This window comes from Peptoclostridium litorale DSM 5388 (assembly GCF_900141635.1).
In the GTDB taxonomy this organism is placed as follows: Bacteria; Bacillota; Clostridia; order Peptostreptococcales; family Peptostreptococcaceae; genus Peptoclostridium; species Peptoclostridium litorale.
The window spans coordinates 20,609-41,010 of sequence record NZ_FSRH01000016.1 but is presented as its reverse complement, the minus strand read 5'-3'; the positions used below and the strand labels follow the sequence as shown (position 1 = coordinate 41,010).

The following is a 20,402-nucleotide window of genomic DNA, read 5'->3' as shown; positions in this document are numbered from 1 at the left end:
TCTGAAACCAGCTATTATAAAAAGAATAAATGTAGGATATTCGAACAATTCGATGCGGATAATTTCCGGATTTGGGATTTACTGTATCACAATTCAAAACAGGAGGGGTTATGATGAACAAGGAAGTTAAGTGGGCAATTATAGGTGGAGGTAACGGAGGCCAAGCCATGGCTGGGCACGTTGCACTTAAGGGTTTTGACGTTAAAATATATGATGTAAGCGAAGAAACGTGCAGTATTATCTCGGATAAAGGCGGAATAAATGTCAGCGGAGCTGTTGAAGGTTTTGGGAAAGTTGACCTTGCAAGCACAGACATGTCAAAGGTCCTTGAAGGGGCTGACATAGCAGTAGTTGTTCTTCCATCTTTATACCATGCCAGCATAGCGAGGAAATGTGCCCCATTTTTAAAAGACGGCCAGGTAGTTGTACTTCATCCAGGAGCAAGCTGTGGAGCTCTTGAATTCAAGAGAGTCCTGGAGGAAGAAGGGTGCAAGGCAGACGTTGCAGTTGCAGAGGCTAATACACTTCTTTATGCATGCAGAGCCGCTTCGCCGGGAAATGCACATATTTTTGGAAGTAAAAATTTTGTTACGGTGGCGGCGCTGCCTGCAACTGAAAACAAAAAAGTTCTGGGACTTTTGAATTCAGCATTCCCAGAGTTTATAGAAGCTAAAAATGTTATTCAGACAAGCCTTGAAAACCTAAATGCCATAATGCATCCTGCGCCTTCAATTTTGAATGTAGCAAGAATAGAAAGCGGCATAGACTGGCAGTACTATTATGATGGGTTCACACCGTCTATAGGTGAGTTTGTAGAAGGAATTGACAAAGAGAGAATTGAAATTGGAAAGGTATACGGACTAGATCTTATGCCTATCACAGACTGGTACAGAAAAACTTATGATGCCAAGGGAGATACGCTTTCTGAACTAGTGCAGACAACAAAGGCATATGATGGAATAAAAGGTCAAAAGACACTTAAAACAAGATATCTTTTAGAAGATGTTCCAAACTCGCTTAAGGCAATAGCTTCACTTGGAAAAAAAGCAGGTGTAAGCGTAGAAAAAATGGATCTTGTTGTAAGGCTTTGTGAGGTTATGCTTGAAGGAGATATATCAACTGAAGGAAGAACTGTCGAGAATCTGGGGATTGACAAGCTTTCAACCGAAGAAATGATAAACTATGTTGAAACCGGGATATACAGGTAAAAAGCATTTGCTCCAGGCTATGAAATCCAAAAAAACAATATTGAAATGCGGACACAAATGTAGTACAATATGACATATAGACAAATGAAAATATATCAAGCCAAATTGTTTGAAGAATAGTCTCAAAACCATTCCTTTTAAGCGTAGCTCAAAAATAAACGTAAAAAGAGAAGTTTTTTCTAAACAAACCCTTTGTAAAGATTATGTTTTCCAAAATGATTCCAAGTTAAAAAATTTGCAGACCAGAATAGCCAACTGATCTGCCCCGTGAAATTCACATGAGACTATTCGACAAACTGTGGATACATAACAACCATCTCTCTAGCATTTTGATATTTGCAATGGGGTGGTTGTTTTTTTTACCTGTGGAGAATAGGAGGGCTGTAATGAGATCATCATCACTGGTAATAATGCTGGGAATTTTCTGGTGTGTTTTAGAAGGGAAATTCAGCTCGGAGATATTGATATTAGGAGCTTTAATATGCACTTGCGTGTATTGCCTCAACAAGTTGAATTCTAAACCAAATAGGCGGGATGAAAATTGATTAAAAAATCATTATATGTATGCAAATATATATTTTTGTTGATAAGAGAAGTAATAATGGCAAATGTAGCTGTGGCAAAAATAGTACTCAGCCCAAAAATGGAAATTTCACCCGAGATTGTAGAGTTTGAAAGCAGGCTGAAATCGGAATTTTTGAGGGTTGTTTTGGCAAACTCCATAACGCTCACGCCTGGAACTATAACAATAGACATGCAGGACGGCATGTATACCGTGCACTGCCTTAAGGAAGAATTTGCCAGGGGGCTTTTTGATTCGGAATTTGAAAAAATACTTTTGAAAATTGAAGGGGAGTAGAGCATGGATACTATTTGGACAATAGCCAGCATAGCGCTTTCTGTTACGATAATACTTTGCATGTCAAGAGCCTCAAAGGGGCCATTGGCGGTGGACAGGCTTATAGCTGTAAACGTGATAGGAACGAAGACCATAGTACTGATAGCTCTCATTTCATTCATTTTAGATGAAACATATTTCATAGACGTGATTTTGGTATATGCGATGATAAGCTTCATAGCTTCTTTGGGACTTTCAGAGCTTATACAAAGAGCGGGAGGAGAAAGGGCATGAAGATGGCAATTGTAGTTCTCCTCATATCAGGCGGGATATTCTTTTTTTCTGTCGGCACAATCGGGATACTTAGATTCAAAGACACGTTCGAAAGGGCTCATGCTGCAGCAAAATGCGATACATTGGGTGCTGTTTTAAGCCTCTTGGCGCTTGTGGCGCATGATGGGATTACCAGTGCGAGCGTAAAGCTTCTTATTGTAATATTTTTTCTCTGGATGACAAATCCCACAGCCACTCACATTATTTCAAGGGCTGAATACAGAAGAAGAATCATGGAAAAAAGCGCTAGGGGAGTTGGTAGAGATGAAATTGTTTAGCCTTATAATGCTCCTGTTTTTGATAGGTTCGTCAATAGCAGTGTCACTTATAAAGGACATGCTCAGCACGATAATAGTATTTATGGTGTACAGCCTCATAATGGCGATACTCTGGCAGCAGCTCAACGCACCTGATCTGGCTATAACAGAGGCAGCCGTCGGAGCGGGGGTCACTACGCTCCTGTTCATATTGACGCTCAAGAGGATGAGGGGGGAGCGAAGGTGAGGAAAAGGTTTTCGGTGATTTTAACGCTTGCGCTGATAGCGCTGTTGCTTGGAGCGGTGGCTGACTTGCCGGAATTTGGGAGCGAGAGCTCGCCGGCACATAATTATGTGAGCAAAACTTATATTCAAGAGACGACAAAAGAGACAGGGGCTTTGAACATAGTAACAGGCATAATACTTGACTACAGGGCGTTTGACACTCTCATAGAGGCATCGGTGATTTTTACCGGGGTTATGGTCGTAATGATGCTTCTCAAGAAAGAAGGTGCAAAAGATGAAAAGCACGATACTTAGCGTAGTTTCAAGCGCGGTAATACCATTTATACAGATATTTGGCATATATGTCATAGTGAACGGGCATATTTCGCCGGGAGGGGGATTCGCGGGAGGGACAATAATAGGTGCAAGCCTCATACTTTACAGTATGGTGAACGGGGGAGAGTGTGCAAGGCTAAGGTACCCGCTTAAAAGGCTTCTTAAAATAACGTGTTTTTCGCTTTTGTCATATGGTCTTTTAAAGGGGTATTCTTTCATAAATGGAGGGCTGGGCCTGCACATGTACGATCTTCCGATCGGAACCCCCGGCAAAATATTTTCGGGAAGATACCTTCTACCTCTTAACATATTTGTGGGAGCCGTAGTTGCTGTTGCAATGTATTTTTTATATGCTCTGTTTAGCGAAGGGGAGGTATAATGGAAAAACTGCTTACAAACTACGTGGAGACTTGCTCGATTGTATTGTTTGGCATTGGGTTTATGACTCTTCTTATAAACAACAATATGCTCAAAAAAATAATAGGGCTGAACATAATGGACACTGCTGTATTCTTGTTTTTCATTGCAAAGGGATACATAAGCGGAAAAAAGGCCCCCATTGTAATTGGAAAGCTGGGGGCGGTTTTTGAGTACATAAACCCTGTTCCAACAGCGCTAATGCTTACGGGGATAGTTGTGGCTGTCAGCATGACTGCTCTTGCTCTTGCGCTTACAGTGAAGCTGCATGAAAAATATGGAACTATTGAAATGGATGAAATCATAAGGATTAGGGAGGCGTAGCTAAAATGGAGTATTTCAAGAGCTTTCCAATGTTTATTGTACTAATTCCGTTTATGAGTTCGTTTTTAATGCCGATGGTGAAGGGTGAAAAGACAGCTAAAGCCATTTCTTTCGCTGTGAACTTTGTTTGCCTTACACTGGCGGCGCTGACCTTTTACTATGTAAGCGTTAATGGGATGTTCAAATATGACATGGGACATTTCAAGGCTCCTTGGGGGATAGAGTTCAAGGTGGGAGTTTTCGAATCGGCGATGGCCTGCATTTTTACGCTTGTAGCATTTTTAGCGGCATGGCACTCCATATTAAATGTCCAAAAGGACATTCCAGCTGAAAAGATGCCTATTTACTACCTTGTATTCAACGTATTTAATGCGTCGATTTGCGGGATGACGTTTACGAACGACATTTTCAATGCATACGTGTTCATAGAGGTGAGCACTCTTGCCGCATGCGGAATGATAGTCGCCAAAGACAGAGCGCAGAACATAAACGCCGCAATAAAATATCTCGTCTATAGCAGTCTTGGTTCGGGCCTTATACTCATGGGGATAGCTTTCATATACTCAATCACAGGAAATTTGAATATGGATTTTATAGGGATTGAAATTTCAAAGGTCTACAGGGAGTACCGCGGTGTGGCCATGGCAGCTTTGGGACTTTTGACAATTGGAATAGGTATAAAGGGGGCAATGTTTCCATTTCACGTGTGGCTTGCGGATGCTCACTCGTCAGCAACCGACGTTACAAGTGCCGTCATATCGGCCGTAGGGCTAAAGGGTCCGGCGATTCTCTTGATAAAGGTTTTTCACACCGCATTTGGAGCTCAGATAATAAGGGAGAGCGGAGTGCTTGACATAGTGATTGCACTTGGGTCTGCAGGTATGATAATGGGATCTGTGTTTGCCGTATTTCAGGACAATATAAAAAAGATGGTTGCATATTCAAGCATAGCGCAGATGGGGTATGTTTTCTTTGGAGTAGGGCTTGGAAATACATTGGGATTTGTGATTTCCATAGTCCACATGATGGGCCACGCACTTACAAAATCAGCGATGTTTCTCAGTGTGGGATTGATAACTGAAAAAACAAATACCTATTCAATAAAAGGCATGAGCGGCATAGGGAGAAGAATGCCCCTGCCTTTGGGAGTGTTTGCATTGGGTGCGCTTTCAATGATAGGAATTCCAATTTTACCGGGGTTCGTAAGCAAGTGGAATCTTTGTATGGCAAGCATTGAATCAAAAAGGACAGGTCTTGTAGCTGTGGTCTTAATCAGCTCGATTTTAAACTGCCTTTACTATATTCCGGTTTTGACAAGGGGATATTTCAAATGCGAAGCTGAATTTGGAAATATCAGCAGTTCATGCAAAAGTTCGCTTGCCAATTCTATGCAGAGTGTGCTTTTGGTTGTTGCAATGGTTACACTTGGAATATTCTCGGGGAGAATTATAGAATTGTTGACTTTGGATTTTTCTAATATCATATAGACTATTTATTTTGCGAGGGGTGGGAATTTGGCCAGTCTTATAATTATGCCGATAGCATTACCTTTAATATCTTCACTTTTGATTCTATCAAGGCGGTTTGAAAGCGAAAGGCTCATGCGTATTATTGCGGGCGTTACCGTAATATTTAATATGGCAGTTGTAATATTGATTTTGGCTGTGGATTTTCCAAAGAGCATTGAGATTTTAAAACTCAATGAATATATAAGCATATTTTTAAAAATAGACAGGCTGGGGTCCTTATTTGCCGTATTGGCTTCAAGCCTTTGGATACTGACGGCTTTTTATTCTATGGAATATATGGAGCATGAAAAGGATTCCAGAGGTTTTTTTGCATTTTTCACTGCAACTTTGGGAGTGATTGTAGGGATAGCGTTTTCAGGCAATTTGGTTACACTGTATTTGTTTTATGAGGTGCTGACCCTGTTCACATACCCGCTTGTCATACACTCACGCAGCGAGGAGGCTTTCAGAAGCGGAAGAAAATATCTTGTATATTCATTTGGAGGAGCCGCCCTTATCGTTTTGGGAATGGTGATTTTATACAGCATTGCCCCAAATATGCAGTTTGCGCCTGCAAGCTTGGAATACAGCGCAAGCGAAAAAAACATGCTTTTGTATTCATTCATGCTTATGTTTTTAGGATTCGGAGTCAAGGCGGCTGTTGTCCCGTTTCATTCTTGGCTTCCAAGTGCAATGGTTGCCCCGACTCCGGTAAGCTCGCTGCTTCATGCGGTTGCGGTGGTAAAGTCGGGTGTGTTCTCCATAATAAGGGTGGCGTATTTTGTGTTCGGGGCCAATGCGCTTAAGGATATAAACGGGCATTTCTATGCCGGAGCATTTGCTTGCGTGACTATACTGATGGGATCTTTCCTCGCCCTTACTCATGATAATCTCAAAAAAAGGCTTGCATATTCAACCATAAGCCAGCTTGGATATATACTTCTGGGCGTTTTTGCACTCAATGAAAAGGCGCTTTGGGGCGGGCTTTTGCATTTTGTAAACCACGCACTAATAAAGATAGTGCTATTCTTTTGCGCAGGAGCAATATATGTGAAGCTGCACAAGAAAAACATATCAGAGCTCAGAGGCGTTGGGAGGAAAATGCCCGTTACAATGACATGCTTTGCCATAGCAGCTATATCGCTCATAGGAATACCCCCGACGAACGGATTCATGAGCAAGTGGTATATTGCAATTGGGAGTCTTGAAGCGGGCAGGGCTTGGTTCGCTGTAACACTATTAGTTAGTGCAGTTCTTACGGCCGCATATCTTATGCCGATAATTACAAAAGCATTTTTTTACCAGTGCAAAGAGGACAACGGAAGCATGGAAATGGAAAAAGAAGCCGGCTTCAAAATGCTGGTGCCCATAGTTGTTATTACGGCAATTATAATTGCCAACGGGATTTTCCCTTCGATAACGCTTGATTTTATTGAGGGGCTGACAAGTGAAATATCTTTTTAAGAGCGCAACACAATGGGGGGGATATTTTGAACAGTTACATTCTTTTATTCATACTGGCTTTCCCAGCAGTTTCATCACTGGCAGTTTATTTTTCAGGCAAAAGGAGCAAAAGGGCTGCAGATATTATACTGACTACAGCCCTTTTGATCGAATTCGGAGTTATATGCGCTTGTTTTAGAATGCTGCAAAAATCTGACATGAATATTCAACTGCCTCATGTAATGGGGTATGGATTGCACATGAAGCTTGACATGCTAAGGTATATCTTTGTATGCATGTCCGGATTCATATGGATGATTGCAGGAATGTATTCGACTTGGCATATTGATGCAGACGGCAGGGCACATAGGTTCCATGCATGCTTTATGGTTACGCTTTCAGCCGTTGTAGGTGTTTTTATATCTGAAAACCTGCTAAACCTTTTTACATTCTTTGAGGTCATGGCACTTGTATCATATGTGCTGGTGATTCACAAAGAAAGTGATGGTGCACATGAAGCGGGAAAATTATATTTCATGGTTTCTATAGCATCTGGAATGGCAAGCCTTATGGGTATATTCATACTCTACGAGCACACGGGAGAGCTCCAAATAGGCAAGCTGGCTGAAATGGGAAGTCAGATGGGCAACATAAAATACGCAGCTGCAATACTTATGAGTATGGGCTTTGCGGCCAAGGCATGCATGTTTCCGCTTCACATATGGCTTTCAAAGACATACTCGCACTCGCCTGCACCGGCCACTGTAGTTTTGTCGGGGGTGATGGCGAAAACTGGAGTTTACGGAATAATGGTGATTTCGTTCATAGTGAATTGGGATGAAAAATTCAGCATATTCCTCTTGATTGTATCAACAGCAAGCATGCTTATTGGAGGGCTTTTGGCGATATTGAATACTGAAATAAAAAAGATACTTGCCTACAGCAGCATGAGCCATATGGGATATATGGTTTTGGCTGTGGCGCTTGCGGGGCTTACTCACCATAATCCTCAGACTGCAATATCAGCGTCCGTATATCACGTTGTCAATCACGCCTTGTGCAAAAGCCTCCTCTTTATGGCTGCAGGGGTGATTATGCTGGATACAAAAAGCGAAGATATCAATTCAATACACAAGAGTCCAATAAAAGGCTCGCTCAAGATGTTTTGGGCGGTGGGGCTTCTTTCGAATATAGGATTTCCTGGATTTAATGGATTCACAAGCAAGACCCTCATACATCACGGCATTGCAGAGCTTGACATTGGATTTTGGAAGTATGCCATAGAGTCGGTATTTTTTATTTCAAGCAGCTTTGCAGTAGCTTATTCGCTAAAGCTATATTCAGCAATATTTTCATCGCCCATATGCAAGTCTGAGGGCAAGGGAAGCCCTGTGGGATATAACTTGTACATCCCGTTATTTATGACGCTGCTGCCTATGGCGTATATAAGTGCCGCTCCTGACTTTGTAAACCAGCTGATTCAGCAGGGGAGCGCTGGGATGTTCGCAGAATCAGCAATAATTGGTTTTGAGTTTTACAAGCTGGATTATTTGAAAGCTTCAGTTCAAGTTGTAGTTATGGGCTTTTTTGTATACAAAATATTCGAACTGAAAGGGTGCGTAAAAAGAAAGGGAGGAATATTGGTATACACTGATATTTTGGAGGATTGGTCAAAAAATATGAATTGGGTATTCGCTATAGCGTATAGATTTACATTCAAAGCTTTTAATGCGGCATTTGGTTTTATAGACGGATTCATGGAAAAAATCATACAGGGCGCTTTTGGGTGGTTTAAGCGAGTTTGCAAAATGCAGATGAAAAATGAAAGTTTGAAAAAGGGAGAAAATAAGTATTATGAAATATCAGAAATATCCAGAATGATTCTTATCAGAATGGAGAGTATAACCTATTCTGTATTTGTTACTGCAGTGATTTTTATAGCGGCGGTCAGTGCGCTTTTGATTAAATAAAAGAATCATTTCTAAAAAAAGGTTTAAATTTCAACGGGTTAGGGGAAAGGCGAGTTACAGGGGCGGAAATAAAGTGTTGAATATAATGTGGAAGTAGTGTAATATATACCGGGGAATGTAGGATGACTGGACAAGAGGTCCGGTCATGGAATTGCAAAGAGCAGTATATTGCGGGAGGTTTTATGGAGAGTTTTGATGGCTTTGAGGAAAGGGATAAAAACCTTGGAGTATTGAGCATTATTTTCACTTACACAGTTTGGGGGTTACAGCCCCTGTATTGGAGCCTTTTACAGGGGGTTCCGCTTATTCAACTTCTGGCCCACAGGATAGTATGGTCATTTGTGCTTCTAATATGCATGCTATTTGTCAAAGGCAGAGTACATGAACTAATTGATGTATTAAAGAATAGGAAAAAAAGGATTTGTGTAATTGCATGTGCAGCGCTCATTAGCTTGAATTGGCTTATAAATATATACTCTGTATATTCAAGACAGGTTGTGGAGGCAAGCCTGGGGCAATATATAACGCCCATAATGACAATTTTCATAGGTATATTCATACTAAATGAAAAAATTGATATATTTGAGGCGGTATCCTTATTTGTCGCTCTGGCAGGCGTTCTTATTATGACCGCCAATTTGGGGAAAGTTCCGCTAGTTGCAGTTTTACTGATTGTAACTTTTGTGGGATATACTTTTATGAAAAAGACTGTCGATATCAATCCCATTATAGGAATTACCGCCGAAGTCAGCATGCTGCTTCCAATTGCATTGGCATGCATAGCATACAGTGAAGCGAGTGGAAAAGGAGTACTGATTGGAGCAAGTGGCGCCAATATTTCAATGCTGATTTCAACGGGGGCATTTACAGCAATACCCTTATTGATGTTTTCTCATGGGGTGAAATTGGTAAATCTTTCGAGGATAGGATTCATACAGTATTACGCTCCGACATTAAGCCTTATTTTGGGAGTTTTCATATTCAAAGAGGTCTTTACGAAAACGCATCTAATTAGTTTCGGCGCCATATGGACCGCAGTAATAATTGCAATGATAAGCTCGTGTTTGAAAAGGAGGGGTGCAGCGTATAGGAGACAGTGACGGGATATAAGTAATAAGAGTGAAGGGTTATAAAAAGCACGTGAACTATAAATAGTTTACATATTAATTTTTTCGAATTGCTCATTGGAATAATTCTTTATGTGGTACAATATGAGTATATGAATGATTGAATATATTACAGTTGGACATGTTTTGGGAAAGTGTCGGATAGGAGGAAATATGATTAAACCACTTAGCAAAAAAACGCTATACGAAGAAGTTGTAAGTCAAATAATTGTAATGGTCAAAAATGGAGAGTGGAATCCCGGAGAGAAGATACCTGGAGAACTTGCTCTGTCTGAATCTTTTGGCGTAAGCCGAAACAGTGTAAGGGAGGCCCTTAAATACCTTGCGTTGTCGGGGATTGTAGAAGCTAAGCCGGGAAAAGGAACTTTTTTGTCAAAAAATGCACTTAACAGCATAAACTCAATGGAGCTTTTAAATGTGCTAAAAGAAGACAGCACCATACTGGAGCTTATGGAGGCCAGGCTTATTATTGAGCCTAAGATTGCACGTCTGGCAGTTGAGAGAGCTCAAAAAGAAGACATCGAAAAACTAGAGAAAATACTCAATAAGAGCAAAAAGGCTATAAAAGACAAAACATATAATGTATCAATGGGTTACGAACTTCACAAGATCATCGGGGATATGTCTAGAAATAGAGTGTTGAGCAAACTTTTAGATTCTATTACAAATGAACTCAATGCGCAAAGATTCATGTATATATACAGCTATGTGCATTCTAATGAATTGGAAAATGAAATAGCTGAACACATGGAGCTTTTAAACTTCATAAAAAATAATGAGCCTGGGAAGGCGGAAGCGCTTATGGTCAAGCACATAGAGACCAGAATAGAGCGCTACAGAGAAGAAATACAAAAAAATGGAATCGAAAAGCAGAAAAAATAAAAATATATAGCGGTACATCAATATAGAATATATTTTTTTTGAATAAATATGTTTAAAATTTTATGAACTGGGTATATAAAAACAGCAAATTTCGACACGAATGGCTGTTTTTTTTTTGCCTTCAAAAAAGTTTCAAAAAAAATCAAAAAGCCTCACAAGAAGCATTGGAATATTTGTTTGAATGTAATACAATCCAAAGAAATGGGATGATTTTTCAATGAAATCGGAGGGGTTTTGAAAAAATAAGTTTCAAATACGAGGGGGGATTTATTATATGAATGTGATTTTTCTTATGATTTTAAGCGCTGTAGTAGTGCTTGGAGGAACAGGGCTACTATCTTTTTTTATGGGCAAGCATACGAAATCAGGGGAAGACTGGGCATTAGGGGGGAGAAATCTTCCTATCTACGTAATAATAGGAACTCAGTATGCTACTGCCATGGGTGGAGGAGTACTGGTTGCGCATGTCGGCATAGGATATGCAAGCGGGTGGTCTGCACTTACCTACGGCGTTTTTTTATCGGGAACGCTTGTACTGCTTACAGCTATAGCAGACTGGCTCAGAAAATCAAATTTCACTACTGTACCTGAAATATTCGAGAGGCTGTATGGAAAAAATAAGCTTTTAATTTCAATGACAGCAATTATGACTATAATAGTTCCTTTTGGATGGATATGCACTCAGCTTGTCGCCTTCGGAAAGTTGTATTCTTCGCTCACAGGATTTTCCATGCCTTTGCTTATAATAGTGTTTGCGGTAATAAGCCTTATATATGTGCTGCCAGCAGGACTGGCATCTGTGGCATGGACGGATTTCATATTCGGCTGCCTTATGATTTTGGTATCGGCAGTATCGCTAGTGTTTACATTGAAAATGGGAGGAGGAATACAGACTATAGTATCCAACGTTCCGCCAGAAATAGCTGAATTTCCAAAAGGAATGAGTGCGGCAGGTGGATTTACTATATTGCTGTGGGCGCTTTCAATACTCCCCGGTGGGCTTACAAATCAGATGTACTACCAGCGAATATATGCAGTTGAAAATGTAAAAACTGTAAAGACGAGCCTTATAATAAGCGCAGTGGTGGTTCTTTCAGCTGACGTATGGGCTGCATTCATGGGGCTTTCGATAAGATCAATGAATCCGAATCTTGCACCTGAGATGGCTGCGGGATGGTTTTTGACTCAGGTTCCTGCGTGGTTTATGGCACTATATTCGGGATTCCTTGTGGCAACCATAATCTCCACAACTGATAGCGCCGTCCAGTCGATAGTGGTTAATCTAACAAGGGACTTTTATGCTAAGGTAATAAACCCAAATGGATATGATGAAAAGAAAATGATAAGACTTTCGCGCATACTTTCAGTAGTAGTAATGGCGCTGGCAGTTGCGCTTTCACTTGCGTTCCCACATGCACTGAATTGGCTTATAGCCACTTATGCATATTCTGCATCGGCGCTTCTTTTCCCTATATTTGTGGGGTATTTTATGAGGAATAAAAATTTTCTCACCGTTCAGGGTGCTATAGGCAGCATGTTTTGTGGATTTGGAGGATGCATTATAGGGCAGATTATGAACAGCAATGTGCCATATGTGGCGTTTGGACTGATAGGTTCATTTTTAGGACTTGTCATAATAAGCGCCATTACAAGCAGGCGAGTTCAATCGGAATATAGCTTGGATGAAGAGCTTGCTTTGGCGGAATAAATGGTAAAAAATCTTTTTTACTCTTGTTGGAGTTCACAAAAAAATGAAAATAAAATATAATACTCTTAAGGAATACTTCGTAATCAGTAGAACTTTATTGAAAAAAATCTGGAATAAGTATGGAGGATGGGGCCTTGAGAGATATAGATGTAAAAGTCATAACGCAGGCGGTAAAAAAAATGTGCATAAGCGCCAACATAAACCTTGGGGAAGATGTGGTGAAGTGCATCAATGAAAGAATAAAAGATGAAAGCTCTCCTACGGGAAGGGACATTCTCGAAATAATGCTTCAAAACGTGGACATAGCAAAGAGCGAGCAGACGCCTCTTTGCCAGGATACAGGAATGGCCGTAATATTCATGGAAGTGGGACAGGATGTGCATTTTACCGGGGGAAATATAGTGGATGCCGTGAATGAAGGCGTAAGGCAGGGATATAGCGAAGGATACCTTAGAAAATCTGTAGTTTCAGACCCGCTTATAAGGGAAAACACGGGAGACAACACCCCAGCCGTAATATACACTGACATAGTACCGGGTGAAAATGTAAAAATAGTGTTTGCGCCAAAGGGATTTGGAAGCGAAAATATGTCGAGGACTAAAATGCTCAAGCCTTCGGACGGGGTGCAGGGCGTAATTGATTTTGTGGTAGAGACGGTTTCAATTGCAGGCCCGAATCCATGTCCGCCGGTTGTAGTCGGAGTCGGTATAGGCGGAACAATAGACAAGGCGGCTCAGATTGCCAAAAAGGCCCTTACAAGGGAAATAGGAAAAAACAGCGAAAAAGAGCACATAATAAAAATAGAGCAGGAACTTCTGGAGAGGATAAACGAGCTGGGGATAGGGCCTCAGGGTCTTGGTGGAAACACTACGGCTCTTGCAGTCAATGTTGAGGTATATCCTACTCATATAGCGGGACTGCCTGTTGCAGTTAATATAAACTGCCACGTTGCAAGGCATGAGGAGATAACAATATAGCAGCTCAAAGTAAAATGCGATAAGCCAGCTTATCGCATTTTACTTTGAATCTCACAATAAGCACTGGCGGGCTCGGATCTAAGCGGCAATGACATTTTAAGCTGCTTCATCCACCAGGGAACCGAGCTTGAAGGTATGTCCCGGAGGTTGTCTTTTGGGGAGGAGACTCCGGGTTTGCACCACTCATAAGTATTGTCCATCAAGCTGCCGTTCGCCTTGAAAAAAAATATGTACACCCGATTGGCCTTGCTGAGTCTTCCCATGTCCTCAAGTGCCATGAGCATGCTTTCCTCCATGCCTTTGCTTTGAAGATTACGGAGAGGAATCTTCAATTTGTATTGAGTATGGAATTTCAAGCTGGAACACCATATAATTTTCCCGCCTAACGGATTTGAAAGACATTCTTGCGGCAGCTGCCGAAACGGCAAGGGCTGAATTTAAAAATGACTGCTTCAAATGCAGATTCATAAGGCCGCTTGATACTCCTTTTTCGGGAAAGGTAAGCGCAATAGGAGAGAAAATGGACACACAAAGCTTGCTGTTTCCCTCGCTCCATGCCGCCGCGTATATACCAGAGGATTCCATGTCATCCCTGAATGATTCTATGGCGCATGAGAGTATTGATTTTGCCACCTTGTCCAGCACAAGAATATTGTGAGTGAATGTGATTTTGTTTGAAAAATTCAATATTTCCACATTTTCGGTTGACTGTATTTGGGTTAAAAGCGACTTTATAAAAATTTCGGGTTTAAATTCTTTTTTTTCGCAGCGCAGGCCCTTTGAGAGCTTCTCATATGAACGGCGCTGAAATTCGAATACATATGGAATGTCCAAATCAGGATTCATTTCGAGTCTGCAGTTGAAGCCCAGGGTTTCCAAAGTGAATGAACTGAGCATGTCTGATTTCATGTTTGCTATGGAGACCTTGTCGTCTATGTTTTGGAGTATGTTCAAATAGGACTTGTTCTTGAGCTGAAGGTCCTTTTTTATCTTTGTATTTTCTTCACGCAGCTTGTAGTATTCTATGGATTTTCTTATGACTCCCTTGAACTCGTCTTCAAGATTCCAGGGCTTTGTTATGAACTTGAATATGTCGACCTGGTTTATGGTGGTCAGTATCTGCTGAAGCTGGGTGTATCCGGAAAGGATTACCTTTACTGCATCGGGGTGCTTTTGCTCCACTTCCTTCAATAGCTGAAGTCCATTCATCACAGGCATTCTCATGTCACTCACTATGACATGTATTTCCTGAGTATCCATTATGGTGAGAGCCTTCATGCCGCTTTCGGCAAAAAAGCAGTTGTAGTCTTCGTCTATAAGCCCTCTTTCAAGAGCTCTGAGTATGCTTTCCTCATCGTCCACAAATAAAACCGAGTATGTTTTTTCCATAAGCCGTGTCACCTCCAGAGTATTTATGATTTGAACCCTTTAAGTTTTTCTTCAAACTCATACTGGTCAATATTCAAAACATCGAATGCGTTCGGATCGAATTTGCATAAAAGTGGAGTGCCCAGAAGAATTGACGCATATCTGCTGGAAATATGCACTGCATTTAAAAGCTCCCTGTTTACTATCCTTTCATCCGAAGGAACGTGGTGGTACATTGCAGATTCAATTATGGGATATGGAAAATCCCACCAGTTGAGAAGGTATGCGCCGGCTTGCATGTGGTTTATTCCAAAGCGTTTGGATTCAGCGTCAGCAAGGCAGAAATTCTCTTTTTGGGCGCGAAGCAAGAGCTTGATGTAATCGAGCTTGAAATTCTTGAGAAGAAAGACCATTCCTATGTTTTGGAGCAGTCCGGCGGATGAAAATAGATCCGGAAGGTTTTTGCCAATATGTTTTTCGTATAGGTGATACAAAAGCCTGTTTGAAAGAGCCGCATGGTCCCATATATTGTCGGTCTGTTTGCTTTGAGAGTCTTCGCTGAGATAACTCATTACAGATGTCGATCTTACAAGATTTGTAGTGTTTTGAAGGCCTATGAATGTTATGGCCTTTTTTAGTGAACCCGTCTTGGCGCCGTAGAACGCAGAGTTTGCTATATGCAGCACCTTGCTTGCTATTGACTGGTCTCGCTCTATCTCGTCGGATATCTTTGAAATGTCAAAATCGCTTTCCAAAAGGCTTAGTATCTTCTGGTGGTTTTTAGGTATTGTGGGAAGATGGTCTATATTGTTCATGGCCTCCAAAAGATTTTTTGACTTGAGCATGCTTTCAGTCTGGAATATCTGAGTGACTATATTTAGCAGACGGTCGTTTTGCCAGGGTTTGAACATATATATTTTAGCGATGTTCATATGGAGGGATTTAAATACCATATCTTCTTCTGAATATCCACTCAGCATGATTCTCATCGCTTTTGGATACAGCTTTTTGACCGTGGACAGAAGTTCAAATCCATTCATATGGGGCATTTTGAAATCGCTTATCACAAGGTCTATATCATTTGAAGCGAGAATTTCAAGAGCCTGCAGGCCGCTTTCCGCCATGAATATTTCATAGTTGGTGTCTATGAAAAGGCGCATGAAAGAACGCAGTATCTGTTTTTCGTCATCTACGAAGAGTATTTTTTTCAATAATTACACCTCCGGTTCCTCTGGTTTGGGGGGCAGCTTCAATATGAATTCGGTGCCTTCTTCCGGACTGCTTATGACGTCTATTGTTCCGCCGTGCTTGTTTACTATTATGTCGTATGAGATGCTAAGGCCAAGGCCCGTGCCGCTGCCCACATCCTTCGTGGTGAAGAAGGGGTTGAAAATTTTATACTTGATATCTTCAGGAATACCGGGCCCATCATCGAGGATGCTTATGCATGTGAGGCCGTTTTCGTAATAGGAAGATATTTTTATATGGCTGAAATCTGCCCTTTCCAGGCTTTTTATGGCCTGCAGCGCGTTTACGATTATGTTAAGCAGAACCTGCCCGAACTGTCCCTTGTGGCACCAGATTTCAGGTGCAGATATTTCGCTTATGTCGAAATTGACCGAGTATTTGGCCTCGTTTCTCACTATGAGAAGCACTTCCTCCACCATCTCCCTTATCGAGCAGTATTCTCTTTGTTCATCAGAATCATAGCGTGCAAAATTTCTAAGCGTCTTGACTATTTTGGAAACCCTGTCTATCCCCTCAAGGGAATCATTTATCAGGATGTCCAGGTCATCAGTTATAAAGTCTATTTTAAGAGATTTGTATTTGGAACAAATGTCATTTTTAAGCTGGTCGATTTCAGCAGAGGGACATTTGTCTGAAAGTTGATCTATCTGCTGGGAATTGTAGTCTATGTACGATTGAATTTTGGCCAGGTATGATGAAAGTGTTTCGAAATTACTTCCGACATACCCGATGGGATTGTTTATCTCATGGGCAACGCCGGCCGCCAGCTCGCCTATGGCCGCCATTTTTTCAGATTGAATAAGGTGAAACTGCGTGTTTTGGAGTTTTTCATTCATCTGTTTGAGCTCCGCGTTTTGGTTTTTTACGGTTTCCCACATGTTTTTCACTGTAATGCTGTTTTCCCTGGCTCTTATTGCTGCGTTGACCCTGGCTTGAAACTCTATTATGTTTATAGGCTTTAATATATAGTCGTTGGCGCCTAAGTCGAAGCATTCCATTATGTTAAGGCTGTTTCCTATTGAAGTGAGCATTACCACTTGCATGTCATCATATTTTTTGTTGCTTCTGATTTGCTTTAGAAGTTCGGTTCCGGTGATGTGGGGCATTACTATATCCAGCAGAATTATGTCTATTTCATTTTCTTCAATAAGTCCGCCTACAAGTTCAGGTTCCAAGCAAAGAATTATTTCATTTTGAGGTGACATGTCTTTGAGCAGCCCCTCGGCTATTTTCAAGTTGAACCTTTCATCGTCTACAATGAGAATTTTCATGGCCATCATCCTTTGTAATTTATAATTGAATTGGTTTGAAATGCAAAAAATGTAGAATAATGCTTCAAGTAATTTGATACCCCAAAAAAACAGGGATTAAAAGTACCGGTAAGAATTTAATTTGGATGGGATGGGTAGCTCTGCAAAACTTCGGCACAGCCCAAATTGGCATTTAACGCCAAATTAGGCTGTTTTTTTCATTAAAACGCAAAAAAAAATAAAATTTGAATACGTTAAATAGTAAAGGGTATAAAGAAAATAGTTTATATATGAACCAATATCGAATAATGTCGAATGGAGGGATTGAGATTGTCGGATGAATATTCAAAAGAATCGATGATTGACATTTACATATTTGAAACGACACAAATACTGGAGCAGCTCGAACAGGCGATAATGGACGGCGAGCAGAGCAATGAGTATACGACAGATGCAATAAATGAAATATTCAGGCTTATGCACACAATAAAGGGCTCATCCGCCATGATGTCATTCGACAACATAACATCTCTAGCCCATTCTGTTGAGGATCTGTTTTTTATTTTGAGGGATAAGAGACCTGACGCTATGGACTGCTCGACTTTATCGGATATTGTATTCGAAAGCATTGATTTTATAAAAGTGGAGATTGAAAAGATAAAATCTGGGGACGACTCAAATGAACATCCTAAAGAGCTTATTGAAAGAATAAGAGGTTTTTTGGAATCGATTAAAGGGGAGGATGGAGGGAACAAAAATATTGAATCCAGACAAGATAAAGATATGGGGCCCCTGGATGTAAACATATTATTGAAAGAGCAGCAGGAGACAGATGTTGACAATCAGGATAAAAACCATTACAGGGCAAAGGTGTTCTTTGAGGACGGCTGCCAGATGGAAAATGTGAGGGCATATACGATCATACACAATCTCAAGGATATGGCTGACGAAATACTACATTTTCCAAAGGACATAATAGAAGATGAAAGCAGCGGCGAGCAGATAAAAAAAGACGGATTTGAAATACTGATGAAGACGGGTATGTCATATGATGAGGTACATGCTTTTTTTGGGCAGGTTGCGTTTTTGAAGGAACTCAGTATTTCAAGCATGGAAAACACACAAGAATTTGAAAAGATTAAGGCGGGGCAACAAACCTCAGCAGAGGACGAAAAATCACAAGATGTGAAAATGGATATCGGCGAAAAAGAGGGAAATGCAGATAAAAAAATTCGAAAAGAGGCGCACTCTTCGTCGAATCAAAAATTCATAAGCGTAAATGTATCAAAGCTAGACCAGCTCATGGATCTTGTAGGGGAGATGGTTGTGGCTGAAGCCATGGTCACCCAGAATCCGGATGTAAAGGCTCTTGAATTTGAAGGGTTTGAAAAGGCGTCGAGGCATTTGAACAAGATAACGAGTGAATTGCAGGATGTAGTCATGTCAATGAGGATGGTTCCTCTTTCAAATACATTCTTTAAGATGAACAGGATACTCCGGGATATGTGCAAGAAGCTTTCCAAGGATGCACAGCTGGAGGTCGTTGGAGAGGACACAGAGGTTGACAAGAACATAATTGAACACATATCGGACCCACTTATGCACCTTATAAGAAATTCAATGGACCATGGAATTGAAAGCAGCCAGGAAAGGATAGAGAAGGATAAGCCTCAAATGGGAACCATCACGCTTGAAGCAAGAAATGAGGGCAGTGATGTTGTAATAGCGGTAAAAGACGACGGCAAGGGTTTGGACAAGGAGCGAATACTCAAAAAGGCCAGGGAAAAGGGGCTGCTCCAAAAACCTGAATCAGAAATGAGCGATACGGAAGCTTACAATCTCATATTCATGCCGGGTTTTTCAACTAAGGAAAATGTAAGCCAGTTTTCCGGACGGGGAGTCGGCATGGATGTTGTAACTAAAAACATAGAAGCCGTAGGAGGATCGATATCGGTATACAGCGTCAGGGGAGAGGGTTCATCTGTCGTAATGAAAATACCGCTTACGCTTGCGATAATAGACGGGATGACCATAAGGGTGGGCAGTTCAAGATATACTGTGCCGGTCACCGCAATAAGGGAGTCGTTCAGGGCGGAGGAGAAGGACATCATAAGGGATCCAGGAGGCAATGAGATGATAATGGTAAGGGGAAACTGTTATCCTGTAGTCAGGCTGCATGAAATCTACGGACTGGATACTTATGTGAATGAGCTTACAAAAGGGATAATGGTCATGGTGGAGCAGCGAGGCAGATTCATATGCATATTTGCAGATGAGCTCATGGGGCAGCAGCAGGTGGTTGTAAAGGGACTTCCGACATATATAAAGAGAAACAAAACGATAAAGGGAATAGCAGGTTGCACTTTGCTTGGGGATGGGAGTATAAGCCTAATACTCAATGTTGAGGAGCTTGCAGGAAACGTCACATGAAAGGTGAATGGCAGATCTAAATCAATAGGATTTTAGGGATTGGAAAAGGGGTGGGAAGATGTCTGAAGTGCTAGGAAATGAAGCCTTGGAAATAGAGGAGGACACTCAAAAGAACAAGTTCTTGATATTCAGCCTGGAAAGTGAAAGCTACGGAATAGAAATACGGCATGTGACAGAGATAATAGGTCTTCAGCCAATCACTCAGGTTCCGGAAATGCCAGAATATATAATGGGGATAATAAATCTTCGGGGCAAGATAATACCGGTTATGGATGTGAGGCTGAGGTTCAACAAGGAAAGCAGGGAGTATAACGACAGGACGTGTGTGATAGTCATTGAAATCAATGACATTCCAATGGGTCTTATAATAGACAGCGTCTCAGAGGTGATTCCAATCACCGGGGAAAATATAGTCGAGCCGCCAAGCATATATAGCGAAGGGGGCAGGTATATAAACGGGATAGGCAAGGTGGAGGACGAAGTGGTGCTCCTGCTTGACAGCGACAGGCTTTTGAATGAAGAGGAATCTGAAAATCTGGCGAATACGATTTAA

The 20,402-nt window shown here is 41.2% G+C and carries 21 protein-coding genes; 17 read left to right on the top strand and 4 right to left on the bottom strand.

Annotated elements, in window-relative coordinates; all coding sequences use genetic code 11:
• Nucleotides 1-113: 113 nt before the first annotated feature.
• From BUQ87_RS13075 to BUQ87_RS13005, 15 genes are all read left to right on the top strand, one after another.
• Nucleotides 114-1,208 carry an NAD/NADP-dependent octopine/nopaline dehydrogenase family protein gene (locus BUQ87_RS13075; protein ID WP_038266414.1) on the top strand — a complete coding sequence of 365 codons (1,095 nt, stop codon included), beginning with the start codon at nt 114-116 and terminating at the stop codon, nt 1,206-1,208.
• A 541-nt stretch (nt 1,209-1,749) separates the two neighbouring features.
• Nucleotides 1,750-2,067 (top strand): Na+/H+ antiporter subunit E, encoded by a 318-nt coding sequence (locus tag BUQ87_RS13070; RefSeq protein ID WP_052636189.1) that lies wholly within the window; start codon nt 1,750-1,752, stop codon nt 2,065-2,067.
• 3 nt (nt 2,068-2,070) lie between these two features.
• Nucleotides 2,071-2,340 (top strand): MrpF/PhaF family protein, encoded by a 270-nt coding sequence (locus tag BUQ87_RS13065; RefSeq protein WP_038266413.1) that lies wholly within the window; start codon nt 2,071-2,073, stop codon nt 2,338-2,340.
• Entirely contained in the window at nt 2,337-2,657 is a 321-nt protein-coding gene (gene mnhG / locus BUQ87_RS13060) for a monovalent cation/H(+) antiporter subunit G (RefSeq protein ID WP_143182476.1), read from the top strand. Before BUQ87_RS13065 ends, mnhG begins: the two co-directional genes overlap by 4 nt.
• Nucleotides 2,644-2,883 (top strand): hydrogenase subunit MbhD domain-containing protein, encoded by a 240-nt coding sequence (locus BUQ87_RS13055; RefSeq protein WP_038266411.1) that lies wholly within the window; start codon nt 2,644-2,646, stop codon nt 2,881-2,883. The genes mnhG and BUQ87_RS13055 overlap by 14 nt, the downstream gene beginning before the upstream one ends.
• On the top strand, nt 2,880-3,176 hold the full coding sequence (mbhE, locus tag BUQ87_RS13050; protein WP_052636188.1) for a hydrogen gas-evolving membrane-bound hydrogenase subunit E: 297 nt from the start codon (nt 2,880-2,882) through the stop codon (nt 3,174-3,176). Before BUQ87_RS13055 ends, mbhE begins: the two co-directional genes overlap by 4 nt.
• Nucleotides 3,157-3,576 carry an MnhB domain-containing protein gene (locus tag BUQ87_RS13045; RefSeq protein WP_052636187.1) on the top strand — a complete coding sequence of 140 codons (420 nt, stop codon included), beginning with the start codon at nt 3,157-3,159 and terminating at the stop codon, nt 3,574-3,576. The genes mbhE and BUQ87_RS13045 overlap by 20 nt, the downstream gene beginning before the upstream one ends.
• The gene (locus tag BUQ87_RS13040; protein ID WP_038266408.1) at nt 3,576-3,938 is read left to right on the top strand and encodes a sodium:proton antiporter; all 363 of its coding nucleotides are present in this window, start codon (nt 3,576-3,578) and stop codon (nt 3,936-3,938) included. The genes BUQ87_RS13045 and BUQ87_RS13040 overlap by 1 nt, the downstream gene beginning before the upstream one ends.
• Before the next feature lie 5 nt (nt 3,939-3,943).
• A complete protein-coding gene (locus tag BUQ87_RS13035) occupies nt 3,944-5,425 on the top strand; it encodes a complex I subunit 5 family protein (protein WP_052636186.1) in 1,482 nt (493 codons plus the stop codon).
• Between the two features lie 45 nt (nt 5,426-5,470).
• Nucleotides 5,471-6,910: a complex I subunit 5 family protein gene (locus BUQ87_RS13030; protein WP_074210121.1), complete on the top strand. Its 1,440-nt coding sequence runs from the start codon at nt 5,471-5,473 to the stop codon at nt 6,908-6,910.
• A gap of 26 nt (nt 6,911-6,936) precedes the next feature.
• The gene (locus tag BUQ87_RS13025; protein WP_038266403.1) at nt 6,937-8,859 is read left to right on the top strand and encodes a complex I subunit 5 family protein; all 1,923 of its coding nucleotides are present in this window, start codon (nt 6,937-6,939) and stop codon (nt 8,857-8,859) included.
• A 122-nt stretch (nt 8,860-8,981) separates the two neighbouring features.
• Complete coding sequence (gene rarD / locus BUQ87_RS13020) at nt 8,982-9,959, top strand: EamA family transporter RarD (protein ID WP_052636185.1); 978 nt, start codon at nt 8,982-8,984, stop codon at nt 9,957-9,959.
• A gap of 180 nt (nt 9,960-10,139) precedes the next feature.
• Nucleotides 10,140-10,868 carry a FadR/GntR family transcriptional regulator gene (locus BUQ87_RS13015; RefSeq protein WP_038266401.1) on the top strand — a complete coding sequence of 243 codons (729 nt, stop codon included), beginning with the start codon at nt 10,140-10,142 and terminating at the stop codon, nt 10,866-10,868.
• Between the two features lie 274 nt (nt 10,869-11,142).
• The gene (locus BUQ87_RS13010; RefSeq protein WP_038266399.1) at nt 11,143-12,576 is read left to right on the top strand and encodes a sodium:solute symporter family protein; all 1,434 of its coding nucleotides are present in this window, start codon (nt 11,143-11,145) and stop codon (nt 12,574-12,576) included.
• 134 nt (nt 12,577-12,710) lie between these two features.
• Entirely contained in the window at nt 12,711-13,553 is an 843-nt protein-coding gene (locus tag BUQ87_RS13005) for a fumarate hydratase (RefSeq protein ID WP_038266397.1), read from the top strand.
• A 29-nt stretch (nt 13,554-13,582) separates the two neighbouring features.
• Here the strand turns inward: BUQ87_RS13005 and BUQ87_RS13000 are convergent, their stop codons facing one another.
• Genes BUQ87_RS13000 through BUQ87_RS12985 form a run of 4 tightly spaced genes read right to left on the bottom strand, consistent with a single transcriptional unit; the run spans nt 13,583 to nt 17,440 of the window.
• Nucleotides 13,583-13,837, bottom strand: a complete 255-nt coding sequence (locus BUQ87_RS13000; protein WP_038266395.1) for a hypothetical protein — start codon at nt 13,835-13,837, stop codon at nt 13,583-13,585.
• A gap of 28 nt (nt 13,838-13,865) precedes the next feature.
• Entirely contained in the window at nt 13,866-14,942 is a 1,077-nt protein-coding gene (locus BUQ87_RS12995) for a response regulator (protein WP_052636184.1), read from the bottom strand.
• A 23-nt stretch (nt 14,943-14,965) separates the two neighbouring features.
• On the bottom strand, nt 14,966-16,132 hold the full coding sequence (locus tag BUQ87_RS12990) for an HDOD domain-containing protein (RefSeq protein WP_038266392.1): 1,167 nt from the start codon (nt 16,130-16,132) through the stop codon (nt 14,966-14,968).
• 3 nt (nt 16,133-16,135) lie between these two features.
• Entirely contained in the window at nt 16,136-17,440 is a 1,305-nt protein-coding gene (locus BUQ87_RS12985; RefSeq protein ID WP_038266390.1) for a hybrid sensor histidine kinase/response regulator, read from the bottom strand.
• A gap of 309 nt (nt 17,441-17,749) precedes the next feature.
• On the opposite strand from BUQ87_RS12985, the gene BUQ87_RS12980 reads away from it, so the two are divergent.
• Nucleotides 17,750-19,849: a chemotaxis protein CheA gene (locus tag BUQ87_RS12980; protein ID WP_038266387.1), complete on the top strand. Its 2,100-nt coding sequence runs from the start codon at nt 17,750-17,752 to the stop codon at nt 19,847-19,849.
• Nucleotides 19,850-19,907: 58 nt separating this feature from the next.
• Nucleotides 19,908-20,402, top strand: a complete 495-nt coding sequence (locus BUQ87_RS12975) for a chemotaxis protein CheW (RefSeq protein WP_038266385.1) — start codon at nt 19,908-19,910, stop codon at nt 20,400-20,402.

Bases quoted from the DNA above. Each gene is read 5' to 3' on its own strand.
- BUQ87_RS13075 (WP_038266414.1), top strand. From the start codon at position 114: ATGAACAAGGAAGTTAAGTGGGCAATTATAGGTGGAGGTAACGGAGGC.
- BUQ87_RS13065 (WP_038266413.1), top strand. From the start codon at position 2,071: ATGGATACTATTTGGACAATAGCCAGCATAGCGCTTTCTGTTACGATA.
- mnhG (WP_143182476.1), top strand. From the start codon at position 2,337: ATGAAGATGGCAATTGTAGTTCTCCTCATATCAGGCGGGATATTCTTT.
- BUQ87_RS13055 (WP_038266411.1), top strand. From the start codon at position 2,644: ATGAAATTGTTTAGCCTTATAATGCTCCTGTTTTTGATAGGTTCGTCA.
- BUQ87_RS13045 (WP_052636187.1), top strand. From the start codon at position 3,157: ATGAAAAGCACGATACTTAGCGTAGTTTCAAGCGCGGTAATACCATTT.
- BUQ87_RS13040 (WP_038266408.1), top strand. From the start codon at position 3,576: ATGGAAAAACTGCTTACAAACTACGTGGAGACTTGCTCGATTGTATTG.
- BUQ87_RS13035 (WP_052636186.1), top strand. From the start codon at position 3,944: ATGGAGTATTTCAAGAGCTTTCCAATGTTTATTGTACTAATTCCGTTT.
- BUQ87_RS13030 (WP_074210121.1), top strand. From the start codon at position 5,471: ATGCCGATAGCATTACCTTTAATATCTTCACTTTTGATTCTATCAAGG.
- rarD (WP_052636185.1), top strand. From the start codon at position 8,982: ATGACTGGACAAGAGGTCCGGTCATGGAATTGCAAAGAGCAGTATATT.
- BUQ87_RS13015 (WP_038266401.1), top strand. From the start codon at position 10,140: ATGATTAAACCACTTAGCAAAAAAACGCTATACGAAGAAGTTGTAAGT.
- BUQ87_RS13010 (WP_038266399.1), top strand. From the start codon at position 11,143: ATGAATGTGATTTTTCTTATGATTTTAAGCGCTGTAGTAGTGCTTGGA.
- BUQ87_RS13000 (WP_038266395.1), bottom strand. From the start codon at position 13,837: ATGCTCATGGCACTTGAGGACATGGGAAGACTCAGCAAGGCCAATCGG.
- BUQ87_RS12995 (WP_052636184.1), bottom strand. From the start codon at position 14,942: ATGGAAAAAACATACTCGGTTTTATTTGTGGACGATGAGGAAAGCATA.
- BUQ87_RS12985 (WP_038266390.1), bottom strand. From the start codon at position 17,440: ATGAAAATTCTCATTGTAGACGATGAAAGGTTCAACTTGAAAATAGCC.
- BUQ87_RS12975 (WP_038266385.1), top strand. From the start codon at position 19,908: ATGTCTGAAGTGCTAGGAAATGAAGCCTTGGAAATAGAGGAGGACACT.